General features: G+C 61.2%; 16 protein-coding genes. 9 read left to right on the forward strand and 7 right to left on the reverse strand.

All coding sequences use genetic code 11. The annotated features are described in order from the left end of the window. Positions 1–747 precede the first annotated feature (747 nt). Entirely contained in the window at positions 748–2370 is a 1623-nt protein-coding gene (locus RG836_RS14420) for an MFS transporter (RefSeq protein ID WP_310846562.1), read from the reverse strand. 105 nt (positions 2371–2475) lie between these two features. Then, on the reverse strand, positions 2476–4122 hold the full coding sequence (locus tag RG836_RS14425) for a GMC family oxidoreductase (RefSeq protein ID WP_310846563.1): 1647 nt from the start codon (positions 4120–4122) through the stop codon (positions 2476–2478). A 136-nt stretch (positions 4123–4258) separates the two neighbouring features. Here RG836_RS14425 and RG836_RS14430 point away from each other — a divergent pair, with 136 nt between their 5' ends. Continuing rightward, complete coding sequence (locus RG836_RS14430; RefSeq protein ID WP_310846566.1) at positions 4259–5146, forward strand: LysR family transcriptional regulator; 888 nt, start codon at positions 4259–4261, stop codon at positions 5144–5146. On the opposite strand, the gene RG836_RS14435 is transcribed toward RG836_RS14430, so the two are convergent. Together RG836_RS14435 and RG836_RS14440 are read right to left on the reverse strand one after the other, a co-directional pair. Continuing rightward, on the reverse strand, positions 5147–6244 hold the full coding sequence (locus RG836_RS14435) for a DNA alkylation repair protein (protein ID WP_310846567.1): 1098 nt from the start codon (positions 6242–6244) through the stop codon (positions 5147–5149). It abuts the gene before it with no gap. Further along, on the reverse strand, positions 6241–8046 hold the full coding sequence (locus RG836_RS14440) for a monovalent cation:proton antiporter-2 (CPA2) family protein (protein WP_310846570.1): 1806 nt from the start codon (positions 8044–8046) through the stop codon (positions 6241–6243). The genes RG836_RS14435 and RG836_RS14440 overlap by 4 nt, the downstream gene beginning before the upstream one ends. Before the next feature lie 157 nt (positions 8047–8203). Here RG836_RS14440 and RG836_RS14445 point away from each other — a divergent pair, with 157 nt between their 5' ends. Further along, a complete protein-coding gene (locus RG836_RS14445) occupies positions 8204–9121 on the forward strand; it encodes a LysR family transcriptional regulator (RefSeq protein WP_310846573.1) in 918 nt (305 codons plus the stop codon). Here RG836_RS14445 and RG836_RS14450 read toward each other — a convergent pair. Beyond that, positions 9111–9881, reverse strand: coding sequence for a substrate-binding domain-containing protein (locus tag RG836_RS14450; RefSeq protein WP_310846576.1), 771 nt, complete (start codon positions 9879–9881; stop codon positions 9111–9113). The two genes, RG836_RS14445 and RG836_RS14450, sit on opposite strands and share 11 nt — an antisense overlap. 22 nt (positions 9882–9903) lie before the next feature. Beyond that, on the reverse strand, positions 9904–11205 hold the full coding sequence (tcuC, locus tag RG836_RS14455) for an MFS transporter (protein WP_310846578.1): 1302 nt from the start codon (positions 11203–11205) through the stop codon (positions 9904–9906). 222 nt (positions 11206–11427) lie between these two features. Between tcuC and RG836_RS14460 the strand changes: the two genes are divergently transcribed. From RG836_RS14460 to RG836_RS14470, 3 genes are all read left to right on the forward strand, one after another. Further along, positions 11428–11736: an RcnB family protein gene (locus RG836_RS14460; RefSeq protein ID WP_310846580.1), complete on the forward strand. Its 309-nt coding sequence runs from the start codon at positions 11428–11430 to the stop codon at positions 11734–11736. Positions 11737–11818: 82 nt separating this feature from the next. Further along, entirely contained in the window at positions 11819–12157 is a 339-nt protein-coding gene (locus RG836_RS14465) for an FKBP-type peptidyl-prolyl cis-trans isomerase (RefSeq protein ID WP_310846583.1), read from the forward strand. A 608-nt stretch (positions 12158–12765) separates the two neighbouring features. Next, the gene (locus tag RG836_RS14470) at positions 12766–14214 is read left to right on the forward strand and encodes a catalase (protein WP_310846586.1); all 1449 of its coding nucleotides are present in this window, start codon (positions 12766–12768) and stop codon (positions 14212–14214) included. A 72-nt stretch (positions 14215–14286) separates the two neighbouring features. On the opposite strand, the gene RG836_RS14475 is transcribed toward RG836_RS14470, so the two are convergent. Continuing rightward, positions 14287–14928 carry a paraquat-inducible protein A gene (locus tag RG836_RS14475; protein ID WP_310846588.1) on the reverse strand — a complete coding sequence of 214 codons (642 nt, stop codon included), beginning with the start codon at positions 14926–14928 and terminating at the stop codon, positions 14287–14289. Positions 14929–15274: 346 nt separating this feature from the next. Between RG836_RS14475 and RG836_RS14480 the strand changes: the two genes are divergently transcribed. From RG836_RS14480 to RG836_RS14495, 4 genes are all read left to right on the forward strand, one after another. Continuing rightward, positions 15275–16426: an epoxide hydrolase family protein gene (locus RG836_RS14480; protein ID WP_310846589.1), complete on the forward strand. Its 1152-nt coding sequence runs from the start codon at positions 15275–15277 to the stop codon at positions 16424–16426. 117 nt (positions 16427–16543) lie between these two features. Further along, entirely contained in the window at positions 16544–17389 is an 846-nt protein-coding gene (locus tag RG836_RS14485) for a methylenetetrahydrofolate reductase (RefSeq protein ID WP_310846590.1), read from the forward strand. 122 nt (positions 17390–17511) lie between these two features. Then, positions 17512–18885, forward strand: coding sequence for an iron-containing redox enzyme family protein (locus RG836_RS14490; protein ID WP_310846592.1), 1374 nt, complete (start codon positions 17512–17514; stop codon positions 18883–18885). An 11-nt stretch (positions 18886–18896) separates the two neighbouring features. Continuing rightward, complete coding sequence (locus tag RG836_RS14495; protein ID WP_310846595.1) at positions 18897–19850, forward strand: class I SAM-dependent methyltransferase; 954 nt, start codon at positions 18897–18899, stop codon at positions 19848–19850. The last annotated feature ends 2 nt before the right edge of the window (positions 19851–19852 follow it).

Here is a 19852-nt window from a genome sequence, read left to right on the forward strand (position 1 = left end):
CGTTCAGCCTCTGGTTAACGGGGCAGAGCAGATCAAAAGCCAGATCAAAAGCTATGCGCCGAGGCGGCCTAGTAGCCGACCTGGTCTCGGGCGGTACGCGCCCCTCTGTGGGAGTGAGCCTGCTCGCGAAGGCGTACTGTCAGGCAATACATCTCTATGGCTAGTTCGGGCCTCATGGCTGGCAAGTCGGATCGTCGCACCGCAGCTCCCACAGTGTTTTGGGGTGGGTGATGTTTCTGTGCACGACGCAGAACCCTATGGGAGCTTGGCTTGCCAGCGATGACTTCTGCTTAGTTACTAGAGATTTTGCAGGTGTACATATCCATGTCTCTAATGATGGCTGAAATAGGTTCCGCTTTTACAGCGGGTCACTTTGAAAAGCCCAAAGTAACCAAAGGCTTTCATCCCCTCCATTCGGTGTCTCGCCTAGGCTCGGCATGCCCTCACTCCGGCCTTGCTCCGTGGGCCCGCCGCCATCGGCCATCCCTGGCCGTGGGCGGCTAACCCGGCGTCCTGCCGGGTTGCCCACTGCGCAAGACCTGCGTTCAGCCTCCGGTTAACGGGGCAGAACAGATCAAAAGCCAGATCAAAAGCGATTCGCCGAGGCGGCCTATTAGCCGACCTGGCTTCGGGGTACGCATTTTCCCTGTGTGCGAGCCTGCTCGCGAAAGCGGAGTCACCTTCAACACCTAGGTTGAGGCTGATGCACTCTTCGCGAGCAGGCTCGCTCCCACAAAGGCAGAACGGTCAGTTGGTCTCCAGATCCACGTTCTTGGTCTCACGCAGGCAAATCAAACCGACCACCAGGCTGACCCCGGTCACCAGCACCGGATACCACAGGCCGTAGAAAATATCCCCGGTGTAGACCACCAGCGCAAACGACACGGTGGGCAGGAAGCCGCCGAACCAGCCGTTGCCGATATGGTAGGGCAAGGACATCGAGGTGTAGCGGATGCGGGTTGGGAACAGTTCGACCATCAACGCTGCCAGGGGGCCGTAGCACATTGCCGAGATCACGATCAGCAGCACGATGAGGGCTACGATCATCGGTTTGTTGATCTGCTGCATATCGGCTTTTTGTGGGTAGCCGGCCAGCGTCACGGCGCCGCGCAGGGCGGCTTCGTCGTAGCCATCGAGTTTCACGTCGCCCACGCTGACCTGCACGTTGCTGCCGGCCGGGGCGGCGACGCTGGAGTAGGGCAGGCCTTGCTTGACCAGGAAGGTCTTGACCTTGTCGCACGGGCTGTCGAAACGCGCCTTGCCCACCGGGTCGAACTGGAAGGTGCAAGTGGCCGGATCGGCAATCACGCTGATCGGCGCCTGTTTACTCGCCATGTCGATCGCCGGGTTGGCGTAATGGGCGATGCTTTTGAAGATCGGGAAGTACAGCGCGGTGGCCAGCAACAGGCCGATCATCAGCACCGGTTTCCGCCCGACCTTATCCGACAGCCAGCCGAACAGAATGAAGAACGGCGCGCCGATGATCACGCTGACAATCAGCAGGCTGTTGGCCAGCGCCGGGTCCATCTTCAGGAATTGTGTAAGAAAGAACAGCACGTAGAACTGCGCCGCGTAGAAGGTCACGGCTTGCCCGGCATTGATGCTGAACAGGGCGATCAGCACCACTTTGAGATTTTCCCATTTGCCGAAGGAGTCGCGGATCGGCGCTTTGGACAATTTGCCTTCGTCTTTCATTTTCAGGAAGGCCGGCGATTCGTGGAGCTTCAGGCGAATCCAGGTGGAAATGCCCAGCAGCACGATCGACAGCAGGAACGGAATGCGCCAGCCCCAGACTTCAAACTGGTCGCCGGTGAAGTAGCGGCAACCGAGCACCACCAGCAACGACAGCAGCAGGCCGAGGGTCGCGGTGGACTGAATCCAACTGGTGTGGAAACCGCGTTTGCCAATCGGCGCGTGTTCGGCGACGTAGGTCGCGGCGCCACCGTATTCACCGCCCAGCGCCAGGCCTTGCAGCATGCGCAGCACCACCAGGATGATTGGCGCGGCGATGCCAATGCTGGCGTACGTCGGCAGCAACCCGACAGCGAAGGTCGCCAGGCCCATCAGGACGATGGTGGCGAGAAAGGTGTATTTGCGCCCGATCATGTCACCCAGCCGCCCGAACACCAGCGCGCCGAACGGCCGCACGATGAACCCGGCAGCGAATGCCATCAACGCGAAGATGAACGCCGTGGTGTCGTTGACCCCGGCGAAGAACTGTTTACTGATGACTGCCGCCAGGGCGCCGTAAAGGAAGAAGTCGTACCACTCGAACACCGTCCCGAGGGACGAGGCGAAAATGACTTTCTGGGTATCCTGGCTGGTGGCACCACTGCGCGTGGCTTCCAGCGGTTGAACATGCTCTGACATCGGGTAGTCCTCACAGTGATTGTTTTTTTTGTTCCACTGTCGGTACCGGCCTTTTGGGCGGGTACCGCGTTTGCCTTTGGTCTTTAAAGCGTGATCGCGCAATACTCAAAACACTGTAGCCAGTTCTTCCTGTTGTGCGGGGCTCCTTAAGCCAGTACCGAGCAGCAGTTGCGCAGCTTTCTCGGCGATCATCAAGGTTGGTGAGCAGGTGTTGCCCGATGTGATGCGTGGCATGATCGAGGCATCGGCAATGCGCAGCCCCGGAATGCCATGCACCCTGAGTTGCGCATCGACCACCGCGTCCGCGTCCTGGCCCATGCGGCAAGTGCCCACCGGGTGAAAAATCGTGGTGCCAATTCGTGCGGCGGCTTCCTGCAATTGCTCATCGCTTTGCAGGGCGCTGCCGGGCAGGTATTCCACCGGTTTGAAAGCTTGCAGCGCCGGGGCGCTGACGATGCGCCGGGTCAGGCGGATGGCATCGGCAGCGACCCTCAGGTCGTCCGGATGGCTGAGGTAATTGGGCTGGATCAGCGGTGCGTCCTGGGGATCGGCCGAGCGAATGTCGATGCGGCCACGGCTGTGCGGCCGCAGATCGCAGACCGAAGCGGTGAACGCCGGGAAACTGTGCAGCGGCTCGCCGAAACGCTCCAGCGATAGCGGCTGCACATGGTATTCAAGGTTGGCCGAGGTCTGTTCCGGGCCGGAACGGGCGAAGGCGCCGAGTTGGCTCGGGGCCATGGACAGCGGGCCGCTGCGGTTGTACAGGTACTGCATGCCCATGCCCATCTTGCCCCAGACACTGCCGGCAATCTGGTTCAGGGTGCGGGCGTTTTCCAGTTGATAGATCAGCCGCAGTTGCAGGTGATCCTGCAAGTTGCCGCCGACGCCATTGAGCTCGTGTTTCACACCGATGCCCAATGATTGCAGCAGGGTGCGCGGACCTATGCCCGAGCGTTGCAAGATCCCTGGCGAACCCACCGAACCGGCGCACAAGACGATTTCCTTGCGCGCCTTGAACTGCCGAGCCTGACCTTGCCAGCGAGCGCTGACCGCCGAAGCGCGGCCGTCTTCGAGCAGGACGCGATCAACTTCGACCTCGGTCAACACGGTCAGGTTAGGGCGCTTGCGGATCGGTTTGAGGAACGCTTTGGCGGCGTTCCAGCGTACTCCGGCTTTCTGATTGACCTGGAAATAGCCGCAGCCTTCGTTGTCGCCGCTGTTGAAGTCGTCGACGCTGGCGATTCCGCTCTGTTCGGCGGCGGTGCGGAAGGCATTGAGGATCGGCCATGACAGGCGCTGCTGTTCCACCCGCCATTCGCCGGCGCTGTTATGGAATTCGGAATCGCCGGCGAAGTGGTTTTCGCTTTGCTTGAACAACGGCAGCACATCTTTCCAGGCCCAGCCTGGGTTGCCTTCCGCCGCCCAGCCATCGTAATCGCCGGACTGGCCGCGCATGTAGATCATGCCGTTGATTGACGAGCAGCCGCCGAGCACCTTGCCTCGCGGGTAGCTCAGGGCACGCCCTTGCAGGCCGGGTTGTGCTTCGGTCTTGAAGCACCAGTCAGTGCGCGGGTTGCCGATGCAGAACAGGTAGCCGACGGGTATGTGAATCCAGGGGTAGTTATCGCGTCCGCCGGCTTCGAGCAGCAATACGCGGTGTTGCGGGTTGGCCGACAACCGATTGGCCAGCAGGCACCCGGCGGGTCCGGCGCCGACCACGACATAGTCGTATTCATCACTGGCAGGCAACATAAAAGAAACCTCGCATTTTTTATTGTTGGTTTTCTCTTGTGGCGCTTACATCCTAGTTGTTAGTTTTCGTGAGAAGAATGTTAGTTTTTGCGCAGCCGCTGTGCGTTTTCAGACAGCCTGCATCGAAGGAGACGGAATGTTCGACTGGAATGACATGCGGTTCTTTCTCGAGTTGCAGCGCAGCGGTCGCCTGCTCACCGCTGCCAAGCGTTTGAACACCACCCACGCCACCGTGGCGCGCCACATCGAGGCTATCGAAACCAGCCTCGGCACCGCGCTGTTCGTCCAGCACGCCCAGGGGTATGAGCTGACACCGGCCGGCGAAGCGTTGCTCAAGCATGCCGAGTCCATGGAAAACGTTGCGTTGCTGGCGCAGGAGGAAATCACCCAGTCCACCGCGCCGCTGGGCAAGATCCGCGTCGGCGTCACCGAAGGTTTGGGCATCATGTTTCTCGCCAGCCGTATGAATGGCCTGTTCGAGCGTTATCCGGGGCTGGAGGTGGAATTGGTCGCGGTGCCGCGCTTTGTCAGCATCCTCAACCGCGAGGCGGAAATCAGCATCCACCTGGAGCGACCGTCCGCCGACATGCTGGTCACCCGCAAACTCACTGACTATCGCCTGGCACTCTATGCCAGCCAGGCCTACCTCGACCGCGCGCCGCCGTTGCGCAGCCGCGAAGACCTGGCCCGGCATGCGTGGATCGGTTATGTCGATGACCTGCTGTTCAGCCAGGAATTGATGTTCCTCACCAGTTTTTGCCGCAATCCGCAGGTGATCTTCCGCAGCACCAGCGTCATCGCCCAACAGCAAGCGGCCAGTGCCGGGCTGGGTATCGCGGTGTTGCCGTGCTACATGGCCGACCGCGAGCCGCAACTGGTGCCGCTGTTGCCCAACGACAGCATCCAGCGCAGCTATTGGATCAGCACCCGCCGCGAGCTGCACAAATCGGTGCGGCTGCGGGTGGTGTGGGATTACGTGGTGCAGTTGTGTGAAACCGAGCAGGGCATGTTGCTCGGGCCGTGATTACTCGACGATGTCGAACGCCGTGCTGCCCAGATGCTCGCCGTTGACCATCACATACACCGCGTGGCGGCCGAGGTAGTGCTTGCGAGTCGTCAGCTCGCGGATCTGCTGGCCACGGCTGACCCGTTCACGCCCGTTGCCCGGCAAAGTCAGGGCCTTGAGCTTGAAGACCTTGGCCGAGGTGCTGCCGTTGGCTTTCACATAATCGATGGCGTAGTCGATCACCAGGCGCTGGCTCTCGGCGACCGTGGATTGCACCGTGAAGTTGAGGTTGATGCTGTCGCCCAGGCGAATCACTGCCGGGGTCACTTGCAGGTCGAGCAAGCGCACTTGCGCTTTACTGCCGGCACCAATAATCGCCAGCGCCCGTTGATTGCCCTGTTTGATCAAGCTGCGCAGTGCGTGTTTGGCGATCCACGCGGTGTGCTTGTTGTCCAGCGACCAGCCTTCGATCAGGTCCAGCACCCAGTCCGGGTGATCCTTGGTGATGTCGTTGAGGTGGTTGGCCACCGATTTGCGCACGTACAGGCTCGGGTCGGCCTTGAGGTTGTCGAGGATGCCCGCCGCCAGCGTCGGGTCGGCCTGGATCGCTTCCAGGCGAAACGACCACGGCAAGCGTGGCCGGCTACCTTCGCTGGCGAGGCGGCGCACGTGTTCGTTTTCATCCAGCGACCATTCCAGCATCAGCTCGAGCGAGCGCTCGAGGTCACTGCGCAGGAAGTAACGGATGGCGAATTCCGAGGAACCAAACACTGTGAAATATTTGAGCGCGTCCATCGAAGTGTCGAACGCATGGCTGCCGTAGGTGGCAACGTAATGCGGCAGCGACAGGGTGACGAACGCGCTGTTCAGCCGCGGCGCGACTTGGCGCAGCACGTCCAGCGACGCTTCGTAATCGAGCGGCAGCACCGCGTGCAAGCAGTCAGCGACGTGGGCCATACGCTGCATGATCGAGCGCTCGGCCAGGCCTGCATTGACCTGCTTGAGGAAGGCCTTGCTGTCGAAGTCCGGGTACACCGCCTTGACCTGTTCGGCGATGTGCTTGAGACGCTCGGGGTTGAAGATTTCCTTCAGGGCCGGGGCCGGTTGGTCGCTCATTTGTTGTTCCTCTCTTGCAACTCATCCGACTCGAACAATTTCGCCAGTTCCGCCCGGGCATCCTGTGCCGATTGCAGGAGTTTGGCCGCGTCGTCGTACACCGCGTGTTGCGCTTCCAGCACCTGTTCGTCGTGGTGCTTGAAGCGCTTGATCCGAGCGTCGGCCTGGGCCTGTGTCAAACCGAGGCCGACCAGGGTGCGGCGGGTCATTTCCAGGCTGGAATAGTAGGTCTCGCGCACCGCGTCGGCGCCGATGTCCACCAACCGGTGGACGTGTTGGCGGTTACGGGCGCGGGCGATGATTTTGATGTGCGGGTACAGCCGATGCACCAGCTCGGCAGTCTTGATGTTGGTTTCCGGGTCGTCGGTGGCGATGACGAAATATTCCGCCTGCTCGACCTTGGCCGCGTTGAGGATTTCCGGGCGCATGGGGTCGCCGTAGAACACCGGCACGCCGCCGAAGCTACGGGACAATTCGATGGTTTCCACCGAAGTGTCCAGCGCCACGAACTTGATGTTCTGCGCCCGCAGGATCCGCGCAACGATCTGGCCCATCCGGCCCATGCCGGCAATCACCACCCGTGGCTCATCGGTGTCGATCTCGCGGAATTTCTCCGGCACCACCACCGGTTGCACTTTGGGGCTGACCAGCCGCGCGCACAGCAACAGCAGCAACGGTGTGACCGCCATCGACAGGGTGATGGTCAGCACCAGCAGGTCATAGAGGTTGGCCTCGAACAGGCCCTGGTCGCGGCCGATCTTGAACACCACGAAGGCGAATTCACCTCCGGCCGCCAAGACGATACCGAGGCGAATCGCATTGACCTTGCCCAGGCCACCGGCCAGGCGCCCGACCACAAACAGCAGCGGCAGCTTGATCGCGATCAGCAGCAGCGTCAGGCCGAGCACAGTGATCGGCGCGCTGATCAGCAAACTCAGGTTGGCGCCCATGCCGACGCTGATAAAGAACAGGCCCAGCAACAGGCCCTTGAACGGTTCGATCTGCGCTTCCAGTTCGTGGCGATATTCCGAATCCGCCAGCAGCAACCCGGCGAGGAACGCCCCCAGCGCCATCGACACGCCGACTTCTTCCATCAACCACGCAGTGCCAATCACCACCAGCAGCGCGGTGGCGGTGGACACTTCCGGCAAACCGGTGCGCGCCACGATGCGGAACACCGGACGCAACAGATAGCGCCCGCCGATCACCACCACGGCGATACTGCCCAACACTCGCAGGCCATGGTTGAGGTTGTCCGCCGAGCTGCTGGCGTGATCGCTGCCGGCGAGTAACGGCACCATGGCGATCAGCGGGATCGCCGCGATGTCCTGGAACAACAGGATCGCGAAGGCGAGGCGACCATGGGGGCTGGTCAGTTCCTTGCGCTCGGCCAGGCTTTGCAGGCCGAAAGCAGTGGAGGAGAGCGCCAGGCCCAGGCCCAGGACAATCGCGCTGTTCAGCGGCTGGCCGAACAGGAACAGCGCCAGCACGCCGATGGTCGCGGCGGTCAGCAGCACCTGCGCCAGACCGACGCCGAACACCGATTTGCGCATCACCCACAGCCGTCGCGGTGACAACTCCAGACCGATGATGAACAGCAGCAACACCACGCCGAGTTCGGAGATATGGCTGACACTTTGCGGGTTGCCGATCAGGCCCAGCACTGATGGGCCGATGATCACCCCGGCGAACAGATAACCCAGCACCGCGCCCAATTGCAGGCGCTTGGCCAGGGGCACGGTGAGGACCGCTGCGAGCAGAAAAACAACGGCGGCTTGCAACAGGCTGCCTTCGTGGGGCATGAGAAAACTCCAGGGATACGGTGCGGCGGGGCGCACAGGATAAAGGCTGACGCCCGGATCGTCAGCCTCGGTGGCGTTAATCGTTGTTACAATCTGCATCAATTAGTTACATTCATGCCCCGAGCGGATTAATTCGCCGGTTGCCCGAGTACTCGCAATGGCCATCAATTTCGACCTCAACGACTTGCAAGCTTTCCGCGCGGTAGTCGAGCAAGGCAGCTTTCGCAAGGCTGCCGACGCGGTGCGCATCTCGCAACCTGCGTTGAGCCGGCGCATCGAAAAGCTCGAAGACGCGCTGGGCGTGCGGCTGTTCGAGCGCACCACGCGCAAGGTCAGCCTGACCCAGGCCGGACGCGGCTTCATGCCCAGTGTCGAGCGCTTGCTGGATGATCTGGACGTGGCGCTGCTGGGCATCAGCGAAGTGGCGTCGAATCGCATGGGCCATGTCACGGTCGCCTGCGTGCCCTCGGCGGCTTACTACTTTATGCCGAGCGTGGTGGCCCGCTATCACCGGCAGTTTCCGCGGATCAAGGTCAAGGTGCTCGACGCCAGCGCCCATGATGTATTGACCGCCGTGGTCAGCGGCGAAGCGGATTTCGGCTTGAGTTTCCTCGGCAGGCTGGAGCCTGAAGTCGAGTTCGAGCCGCTGGTGCAGGAAGGCTACGTGGTGGCCTGCCGGCGCGATCATCCGTTGGCCGCTCGGGCCAGTGTGACCTGGGCCGAACTGTACCAGCAGGATTACATCTCGTTGGACAAGACCTCGGGCAATCGCTTCTTGCTTGATCAGGCGCTGACCGGGGTGGTGCCGCAGCGTCCGAGTATTTGTGAGACGCGCCACGTCACTACCATGATCGGCCTGGTGGAGGCCGGGCTGGGCGTCGCGGCAGTGCCATCGATGGCGATGCCGGCGGGGGAGCATCCAACCCTGACGCAGGTGCCGTTGACCGAGCCGCAAGTGATGCGCAGCGTCGGCCTGATCAAGCGCCGGGGCCGGACCCTGACCCCGGCGGCGCTGGAACTGGAGCGCTTGATCGTCGAGATGAAAATCCAGCCGCGGGCGGCGCTCAGCGAGTGACCGAGTCCAGCCCGGTGGCCTTTATATCAGCCTGGGCGGCGGGCGCAGCGAGATAGCTGAGCAACGCCTTGGCCTCGGCCGGGTGTTGCGCGCCCACCGGAATCCCGGCGGCGAAGCGTGTCACTGACTGCACGGACTCGGGGATCTTGCCGACGTACGTCACGCCCGGCACCGGCAGCAGTTCGCTGACTTGCTGGAAGCCCAATTGGTAATCACCGCTGGCAACCACTGACGCCACTGGGATCTTCGGCACCATGCTCGCCTTCGGCTTGAGCTGCGCCTCAATGCCCAGGCGTTTGAACAGCTCCTGCTCGATGTACACGCCACTGGCGCTGTCGGAGTAGGCCACCGATTGCGCGTGCAGCAAGGTCTGTTTGAGGTTGTCGACCGAGCTGATGTCAGGTTTCGCCGCGCCGTCACGCACCACCAGGCCGATCCGCGAATCCGCCAATTCAACCCGCGACGCCGGGTCCACCTTACCTTGTTTGATCAACTCGTCGAGGGCATAGCCGACCATGATCACCACGTCCGCCGGTTCGCCACGGGCCAGTCGATTGGGGATCGCTTCCGGCGCCTTACCCATGGATGGGCCGAGCTGGGTGTCGAGGGTGTTGCCAGTGGCGGCGGCAAATTTCGGGCCGAGGACTTTATAGGCCGCGGTGAAACCGCCGGAGGTCATCACGCGAATGTCTTGCGCCTGGGCCACGCTGCTCAGGGCGAGGGTGGCGAGCAGGGCAGCAGCGTTGAATAGCTTATTCATCAAGGGTTCTCCGAGGCAGGGTTCAGGCGATGGCCGGTTGCAGGCGGCCGCTGGAGCGGCGATACAGGTAAAGCGTGGCGACCAGCGCACAGAGCGCGGCGAAACTCATCCAGTAACCCGGCGCGGCCTTGTCACCGGTGTACTGGATCAGCAAGGTCGACACCGCCGGGGTGAAACCGCCGAACACCGCAGTCGCCAGGCTGTAGGCCAGGGAAAACCCGGCGACGCGCACTTCCATCGGCATGATCTCGGTCAGCGCCGCGATCATCGCGCCGTTGTACATGCCGTAGATAAACGACAGCCACAGCAGCACCAGCAGCATGTGCAGGAAACTTGGCGCATTCACCAGGTAAGTCAGGCTGGGGTAAGTGCTCGCCAATGCCAGCAACGCCATGGCGATCAGCATCGGGCGGCGGCCAATGCGGTCCGACAGCGCGCCGCCGATCGGCAGCCAGAAGAAGTTCGACACGCCCACCAGCAGGGTCACCAGCAACGCGTCAGAGGTGCTTAAGTGCAGCACGCTTTTGCCGAAAGTCGGCGCGTATACAGTGATCAGGTAGAACGCGGTGGTGGTCAACGCCACCATCAGCATCCCGGCGAACACCACCCGCCAATTTTGCCCGAGTGTGCGGAACACCTCTTTCATCGTCGGCCGATGCTTGCGCGCGGCGAATTCTTCGGTTTCCTGCAGATTGCGCCGCAGCAGGAAGATAAACGGCACGATCAGGCAACCAACGAAAAACGGAATCCGCCAGCCCCAGTCGGCGACCACCGCCGGCGCCATCCATTGGTTCAATGCGTAACCGAGGGCAGCCGCGACGATGATCGCCACTTGCTGGCTGGCGGACTGCCAACTGGTGAAAAAACCTTTGCGCCCCGGCAGGGCGATTTCCGCCAGGTACACCGAGACGCCGCCCAGTTCCGCGCCGGCTGAGAAGCCTTGCAGCAGGCGGCCGACCAGCACCAGGGCCGGAGCCGCCAGGCCGATGGTTTCGTAACCCGGCACCAGCACAATCAGAATCGTGCCGCTGGCCATGATCGACAGCGTGACGATCAGCCCTTTGCGTCGCCCGACATCGTCGATGTAGGCACCCAGCACCACTGCGCCAAGCGGCCGCATCAAGAACCCGGCGCCGAACACGGCGAAGGTCATCATTAGCGAGGCGAATTCACTGCTGGCCGGGAAGAATACGGCCGCGATCTGGCTGGCGTAAAAGCCGAAGAGGAAGAAGTCGAATTGTTCAAGGAAGTTGCCCGAGGTCACTCGGAATATTGCGCTGGCCCGTGCTCGACGCGTGGTCAGGGGCCCGTGGGAAGCGTGCATCGTCTGGTTCTCCGCTTTTTATGACACGGGAAGGTGCAGCCCGTGGTTGTTATTGGGGCGGATACTGGCCCAGGGTGTCGCCGATGATAAGTGCATAGTTGGCATGCATTGATGCACCGCTATTATCAATCCGCGTGCCGGGGCATTTTTCACGTGGAATGAATGATTTAGCCGCCGCGCAGTCGGAGTTCAGGACGCACATCATCACTGGAGGATTACCCCATGAACAGCAAAACCCTACTCGCCGCCCTGGCCATTGCCGCCAGCGTCGCTGGTATCAGTCCTCTGGTCCAGGCAGCGGAATCGCCGGACAAAACTGTGCAGCCCGGCGTCAATAACACCCGTGAACTGAACGTCGGCGACCGCGCCCCGGACGTCTACCAACGCTCGGACAAGGCAATTTCCAACTGGAAGCAAAAAGGCCTCAAAGCCCCGGCGGAGCAGGCGCAATGGGTTCAGATCAATGACAAGTACATGATGGTCATGATCACCAACGGCACGATCAGAGACATCACCCCGGTCGAACGTTGAGTCGCGGTTGAATTGTCCGGCGATTTCTGGGAAAACGGCCGCCAGATCGGCTTTGGTGGCCGTGGATGACGAGCGTGAACCCATGAATGATGAACTGCAGGTGATTGACCTTCAGCCCGGCGACGGCAAAACCGTGGTCAAAGGTGCTTTGATTACCACCCAATACCGTGGCTGGCTGGAGGACGGCAGCGAGTTCGATTCCTCCTACAGTCGCGGCAAACCGTTCCAGTGCGTGATCGGCACTCGCCGGGTGATCAAGGGCTGGGACTTGGGACTGATGGGCATGCAGGTGGGCGGCAAACGCAAACTGCTGGTGCCTGCGCACCTGGGGTATGGCGAACGCAGCATGGCGGCGATCCCGCCGAATTCGAACCTGATCTTCGAGATCGAACTGCTGGAAGTGCTGACGCGGGATGACTGAGTAACTGCCCGCCCAAATACTGTGGGAGCGAGCCTGCTCGCGAAGAGGCCAGCACACTCAACATCACTGCTGGCTGCACCACTGCTTTCGCGAGCAGGCTCGCTCCCACGTTTTGTGTGCCTGACCTCAGCATCTTCGCCACCGCTGAACCTGTTGGCTGATATCCGACGCTTTTTGGCTGGATTCGAAGCCATGAGCGACTGGCCAATACCCGGCGTTGTTCGCATACTTACGCCATACAGCAGTAATAGAAAATATCTGATTAATCATCGATAGATTTTCCTGCTGCGCTCAAATTAGTTTGTTCAGGTATTTGAAAGTTTGCGCCTTATTGAATAAAGATCAGCTCATCAGCGCGCAACTAAAACAACTCTTCAGTCGAGCCCGCGCTCGGCATTATGGCCCATGGGGCCGGCGGGTTGGGAGAAGCTAAGACTCCCCTCTCGCCTTTTTTTTTGCCTGTTATTCAGTCATTGAAAAGTTATATGCGTGTTGATTGAAAACACAATGGGACGCTGGAAAGTTGCTGAATTAAGGTGAGTCCGTTGCTGCGCAAGTTGTCGAGTGATTCGCAGTTTTTTATGTTTGATAAAAGGAAATAGTTCACCATGAGTAATAATAAGCTGACTACCGCGTTTGGCGCTCCAGTTGTCGATAACCAGAATATTCAAACTGCCGGGCCGCGTGGTCCGGCGTTATTGCAGGACATTTGGCTCCTGGAGAAACTGGCCCATTTCGACCGCGAAGTCATTCCAGAGCGGCGCATGCATGCCAAGGGCGCTGGCGCCTTCGGCACCTTCACCGTGACGCACGACATCACGCAGTTCACTCGGGCGAAAATCTTCTCCGAAGTGGGCAAGCAAACCGAGATGTTCGCCCGCTTTTCCAGTGTGGCGGGTGAGCGCGGCGCAGCGGATGCCGAGCGCGATATCCGCGGATTCGCCCTGAAGTTCTATACTGAAGAAGGCAACTGGGACCTGGTGGGCAACAACACACCGGTGTTCTTCCTGCGCGATCCGCTGAAATTTCCTGACCTCAACCACGCGATCAAACGCGACCCGCGCACCGGGATGCGCAGCGCCGACAGCCAATGGGACTTCTGGACGCAACTGCCGGAAGCGTTCCACCAGGTCACGATCGTCATGAGCGAACGCGGCATCCCGCGCAGCTTCCGCCACATGCACGGTTTCGGCAGCCACACCTACAGCTTTCTCAACCACGACAACCAGCGCTTCTGGGTCAAGTTTCACTTCGTCACCCAGCAAGGTGTGGCCAACCTGACCGACGCCGAAGCGCAGGAATTGGTGGGCAAGGACCGTGAATCGAACCAGCGTGACCTGTACGAGAACATCGAAAGCGGCAATTTCCCGCGCTGGAAACTGTTTGTGCAGATCATGCAGGAAAATGAGGCCGGCACTTACCACATCAACCCGTTCGACCTGACCAAGGTCTGGCCTAAGGGCGATTACCCGCTGATCGAAGTCGGAGTGATGGAGCTGAACCGCAACCCGGACAACTTCTTCGCCGACGTCGAGCAAGCCGCGTTCGCCCCCACGAGCATCGTGCCGGGTATCAGCTTCTCGCCGGACAAGATGCTCCAGGGCCGCTTGTTCTCCTACGGCGACGCCCAGCGCTATCGGTTAAGCGTCAACTACCACCAGATTCCGGTGAACGCGCCGCGCGGCGCATTGAACGTCAACAGCTACCATCGCGACGGCTTGATGCGGGTCAACGGCAATGCCGGCGGCACCACCTCCTACGAGCCCAATACCCGTGGCGCCTGGCAGGAACAGCCGGACTTCCGAGAACCACCGCTGTCGATCGAAGGCGCGGCGGGGCACTGGAACCACCGCGAGGACGACGACTACTTCAGCCAGCCGGGCAACCTGTTCCGCAACATGAACCCGGCCCAGCAGCAGGCCTTGTTCGACAACACCGCCCGCGCGCTGCAAGGGGTTTCGACGCCGGTTCAGCAGTTGCACCTCAAGCACTGCTACCTCGCTGACCCGGCGTATGGTGCCGGAGTGGAACAGGCCCTGGCGACGCTGGCCGGCTGAGTCTCTCACCCATCACGAATAATCCCCGGTGCAGGCATCGGGGATTTTTTATGCGGCGGGAACGCTCCGGGTTCAGTGCTCGGGCACTTGATCCAGCGTTCGCTCGGCCTGGTCTTCCCAGATCAGCCGCGGGTCAAAACTCATGGCCGCGAGCATGGTGAACACCACCACCAGCCCGAAAAACAGAATCCCCGGTCGCGGTTCGATGTCGCCCAGGGACTGGAACTTGACCAACGCGGCAACCAGCGCCACCACCAGCACATCGAGCATCGACCAGTAGCCGATCAGCTCGACGAAGCGGTACAACTTCGAACGCTGCACCCGCGCCCACTGACTACCGCGCTGCACCGTGACCAGCAGCAAGGTCAGCGCCACAAACTTGATCCCGGGCACCGCAATACTGGCGATGAAAATAATCAGCGCAATGTCCCAGGCTCCACCCTCCCAGAACTCCAGCACGCCGCTCATGATCGTGCTGTCGGCGCCATTACCGAGCATGGTGGTGTTCATCACCGGCAGCAGATTCGCCGGAATGTAAAACACCAGCGATGCCAGCAGGTACGCCCAGGTCCGGGTCAGCGAATTGACTTTGCGCCGATGCAACGGCGCCTCGCAGCGCTGGCAAACAGTCGGCTCGTCGCGCATATCACACGCCATACCGCAGCTGTGGCACAGGCACAGGTTCAAATCACTGGCTAAGGGTGGGGTGGTCATTGGTGCGGTTACCGAGTGGTGCAGAGTGAGTGGGCAGAGTAGGGCATTGGTTGACTGACTATAGCGTAAGCGAGATCGGCTCCGCTGGATGCTGTGGGAGCGAGCCTGCTCGCGAAAGCGGTGTGTCAGACCACATCAATATGGAATGTGCCTGCCCCTTCGCGAGCAAGCCGCTCCCACATTTGATCTCTAATGAACACAATTCTGCGACACCCAGAAAACCTGTGGGAGCTGGCTTGCCAGCGATGGCATCGGTCTGGCACCAAGTTTTGCCGGTGGACATAGAATCCCCACCACAGGATCTGCGTAAACTCACAACTCACCGTCAACGCCGGAACGCAATCCCATGCACATCGAGCCATTCAACATCGCCATCGCCCAAGACGCCCTCGACGACTTGCACAATCGTCTGCGCCGCACACGGCGGTTAATCGCGATCGATGGCCAAGGCTGGAGCGAAGGCGTTGATCTGGAGTTTCTCGATCGCCTGCTGGACCATTGGCTCAACCACTTCGACTGGCCAACCCGGCAAGCGCAGCTCAATCGTTTGCCGCAGTACCGGGCCACTGTCGGTGAGCAGCAGATTCATTTTATCCATCAACCCGGCACTGGCCCGGCGCCGATGCCGTTGGTGCTGACCCACGGCTGGCCCGGTTCGTTTGTGGAAATGGAAAAACTCATCCCGCTGCTGGCCGACCCCGCCAGCCACGGCGGCGAGGCGGAAGATGCGTTCCATGTGGTGGTGCCCTCGCTGCCCGGCTACACCTTCTCGCCCGCACCGCTGCACAAGGGCACCGGGCCGTTCGAAGTCGCCGGGCTCTGGGCCGAGCTGATGACTGGCCTCGGCTACCCACGGTTTGGCGCCCAGGGCGGTGACCTCGGGGCCGGGGTGTCCAGTTGGCTGGGCCGGCGCTTTGCCGAACGTCTGACGGGTATCCATCTGAACTACATTCCCGGCTCTTATCGGCCGTCACTGGGCCCCGATCAACCGACCGTCAACGCGCAGGAGCAGGCGTTCCTCGACCGCTCGGCACACTTCGCCGAGACCCAAGGGGCTTACGCCAAGGTCCAGGGCACCAAGCCGCAATCCCTGGCGGTCGGGCTCAACGACTCGCCGGCCGGGCTGGCGGCCTGGATTGTCGAGAAATTCCAGGCCTGGACCGATCACGACAGCAACCTCGAACAGGCGATCGAACTGGATGCGCTGCTGACCAACATCAGCCTGTACTGGTTTACCGGTTGCATCGGTTCGTCGTTCCGCCCCTACGTAGAAGGTCGTGCGCGGCCATTAGCGTTTGCGGCGGGCGAGCGGGTGACGGTGCCTATGGGCGTGGCGCTGTTCCCGGCGGAACTGCCCATGCCGCCGCGCAGTTGGGTCGAGCGCAGCTTCAATGTGCAGCGCTGGACGTCGATGCCCAAGGGCGGGCATTTCGCCGCGATGGAGCAGCCGCAGTTACTGGCCGAAGACATCCGTGCCTTTTTCCGCCCGCTGCGGTGAGCGGCGCGACACGGCGCCGCATCCGAATCCGCCGCTGCGGTGCCTGATCGCGACACAGGCCTGACGTCGCGCCGCGAACTGAGGCAGATTAGGCAAAACCCAGCCAAGGGGCCGTTGATGAACGCCGCACCGTCCAACCTGTTCGACGCTTTCACCCTGGAGACCACTGCCCGCGACTCAGCGCAGTTTCACCGCGACGGCGCGCTGTTGCCTCCGGGCACGCGGGTCAATATTGCTTACCTCAGCAGCGAAACCCTCGAGCAACGCCTGGAGGCAGTGTCGACCCTGGTGCAGCAAGGGCTCAGCCCGTTCCCGATCATTTCCTCGCGGCGCCTCGGCTCGGTCGATGTGCTGGAGCGTTACCTCAGCGAAGCCATCCGCCTCGCCGATATCCGCGGAATTCTATTGGTGGGTGGCGACCCGGCGACGCCGCAAGGGCCGTTCAATGATTCGTTGGAAGTGATCAACAGCGGGCTGCTGCAACGCTTCAAGCTGCAAAGCGTAAGCATCGCCGGTTACCCGCAAGGTCACCCGAAGATCGCCGATGAAGTGCTGTGGCGTTACCTCGAACAGAAAGTGCGGGCGCTGCAGGATCAGGGCTGTGCGGTGGATATCACCACGCAACTGACATTTGACGCCGAGGCGGTGGTGGCCTGGATCGAGCAGGTGCGGCGGGCCGGCATTCAGGCGCCGATCCACATTGGCGTGCCGAGCCCGAGTACGCTGCCGGGGCTGCTCAAGTTCGCCAGCCAGTGCCGGGTCGGGGTGTCCATGGCGATGATCAAACAATATGGCTGGAAGGCCACGTCCTTGCTCAGCAACGTCGGCCCTGAGGCATTCCTCGCAGTGTTGCAGCAAGCCGTTGCTCAGCGGGATCTGGGCGATGTGCGCCTGCATGTGTTCCCGTTGACCGGCCTGCCGACCATGATGCACTGGATCAACGGCTACTCGGACGGTCGTTAAACAGCCGCTGATCCGTGCCTGCGCAAACTCAATGGAATTAATTTCAGTGCCGCCTGCTCTGTTGAATAGAGACGTGCTGCACAGCGTCCTGACATTGGGCGTTAATGAAAGAGAGACCATTTATGACTGCGCTGACACAGCTACATTCCCAGGCCGTACATCCCCATTCCATGAGCGGTGGCGGGTTGCGGGAAATCTACCAGCAACTGCTCGGCGCATCGGCGGATCAATCGCGCCGTGAGTGGGCGGCGGGTTTTCTGCGCGACCATTTGGAAGCGGCGTCAGCGTTGCAGGACGAATTGCCTGAAACTATCGCGCAATTGCCGGACTGGGTCGAGCAACGTTGCCACGCGGTGGCCACGCAATACGCTGCCTATCTAAAGGCACGCCAGGCCGGCGGCCCGCGTCAGTACTTCCGCAGCAAAGCCCAGGCTTTGTTCTTTCTCCAAGCCGTGGCCCCGACTAAATTGGTGGACGGCGCTTGGCTTAACGGCACGCTGGCGCACTGGCACGACCACCGTTTTGATGGCTTGCTGCGCACCTATCTGGAAGAGCTCGGCGACGGCAATCCGGCGCAAAACCACGTGGTACTGTATCGAAAGTTGCTCGCCGAACATGACCTCGACACCCACGCGTTGGCGGATGAGCATTTTCTGCAAGGCGCGATCCAACTAGCGCTCGGCGAGTGCCTGGATGAGTTTCTGCCAGAAGTCATCGGCTATAACCTCGGTTATGAGCAATTGCCTTTGCACTTGTTGATCACCGCTTATGAGCTCAGTGAACTGGGCATTGACCCGTACTATTTCACCTTGCACGTCACTATCGACAACGCCAGCACCGGCCACGCGCAGAAGGCCGTGCAAGCCTTGATGCAGTTGCTGCCGGTGGAAGCGGATCGCGACGAGTTTCTGCGCCGGGTCAGCCTGGGTTATCGGCTGAATGACCTGGGGCAGGGCAGCCAGGCCGTGATCGAGTCCTTCGATCTGGACGATGAGCTGTTAAGCATGCTCGAACGCAAGCGGCCCTTTGGCCAACATATGCACTCGGACTATTGCCGTTTCGAGGGCAAGACCGTCAACCAATGGCTGGCGGAACCAGACTCGATGCCGGGGTTCCTGGCAGCCATGGAAAACAAGGGCTGGATCAAGCGTCATCAGGACCCGCAGCAGAGTCGCTTCTGGACCCTGATCGACGGCGACGGCGCGGCGATGTTCGGGGTGTTCAGCCCTTACGAAAAGCAGTTGCTGCATGACTGGATTGCTGGCGACTGGGCAGCGCCAAAAGCCGCGTCCAGGCGCCGTAATAAAATCGCTGCGACGAACACCGAGCAGCCCATCGATGCTGATCAGCGTGCACTTGAGCAGTCGCTGCAAGGTTTGTCGGCCGAGCAACAGATGCCGCTGTTGATGCCGTGGCTGGGCGCCGAACGTCACGCGCTGCCGGCCGGGTTGTTTGCCACCCGCCGCTTTATCGAACTCAAATCCCGTTTGCGCTAGGAAGATATTTCATGAATCAGGAAGAGCACTTGAGTGCCAATGACGTGACCCTGTTGCAACTTGGCCGGCGCTTGCAGGCCGATGGTTACCATTTCATCACCCCGACGCCGTTGACCCACAAGTGGGTCAACCAGCGTTCGGGTCAGCACCACGCAAAATGCCTGAGGGATGTATTTGGCTGGTCGCGACCTTTCGCCACCGGCCTGATCGACGTGGATGAACAACGTCAGTTGCAGGATGCCGGCGTTCTGGAGTGTGAGGGCGGCCTGCTCAAAAGCCGTGTGCGCTGGTCGAGCCTGGATGACCTGTTGCTGGTGCATTCCGGGTTTCCCACCGATTCGCAGGACGCAGTTTTCTTCGGACCCGACAGTTATCGGTTTGCGCAAGTTATCCAGCGTCATTTGCAAGACAGCTTCGCGCCGATCCGTCGTGCGGCGGATGTAGGCTGCGGCAGCGGCGTGGGTGCGATTCTGATTGCCCGCGCGCGCCGCGATGCCGAGGTGCTGGCTCTGGACATCAACGCCAACGCCCTGCGCTTGACCACCGTGAATGCTGCGCTGGCGGGCGTCAGCAATCTCACTGCCCGGCACAGCGACGTGCTGCAGGATGTGGAAGGCGAGTTTGATTTGATCGTCGCCAATCCGCCGTACATGGCCGACCCGGCCGCCCGCACGTACCGCGATGGCGGCGGTGCGTTCGGCGCCGAACTGTCGTTGCGCATCGTCGAGGAATCCCTCGGCCGACTGGCGCAAGGTGGCTCGCTGGTGCTATACACCGGCGTCGCCATGGTCGAAGGCCGCGACGCCTTCCTCGACGCCCTGCGGCCGATGCTGGATCGGCCGGACTTTGGCTGGACCTACCGGGAAATTGATCCGGATGTATTTGGCGAGGAATTGCTGACCGCCGGGTATCAGCGGGTGGAGCGCATTGCCGTGGTGGCGCTGATCGTCACGCGGATGGTCTGAAT

Source organism: Pseudomonas rhizozeae (genome assembly GCF_031583775.1).
Classification (GTDB): Bacteria; Pseudomonadota; Gammaproteobacteria; order Pseudomonadales; family Pseudomonadaceae; genus Aquipseudomonas.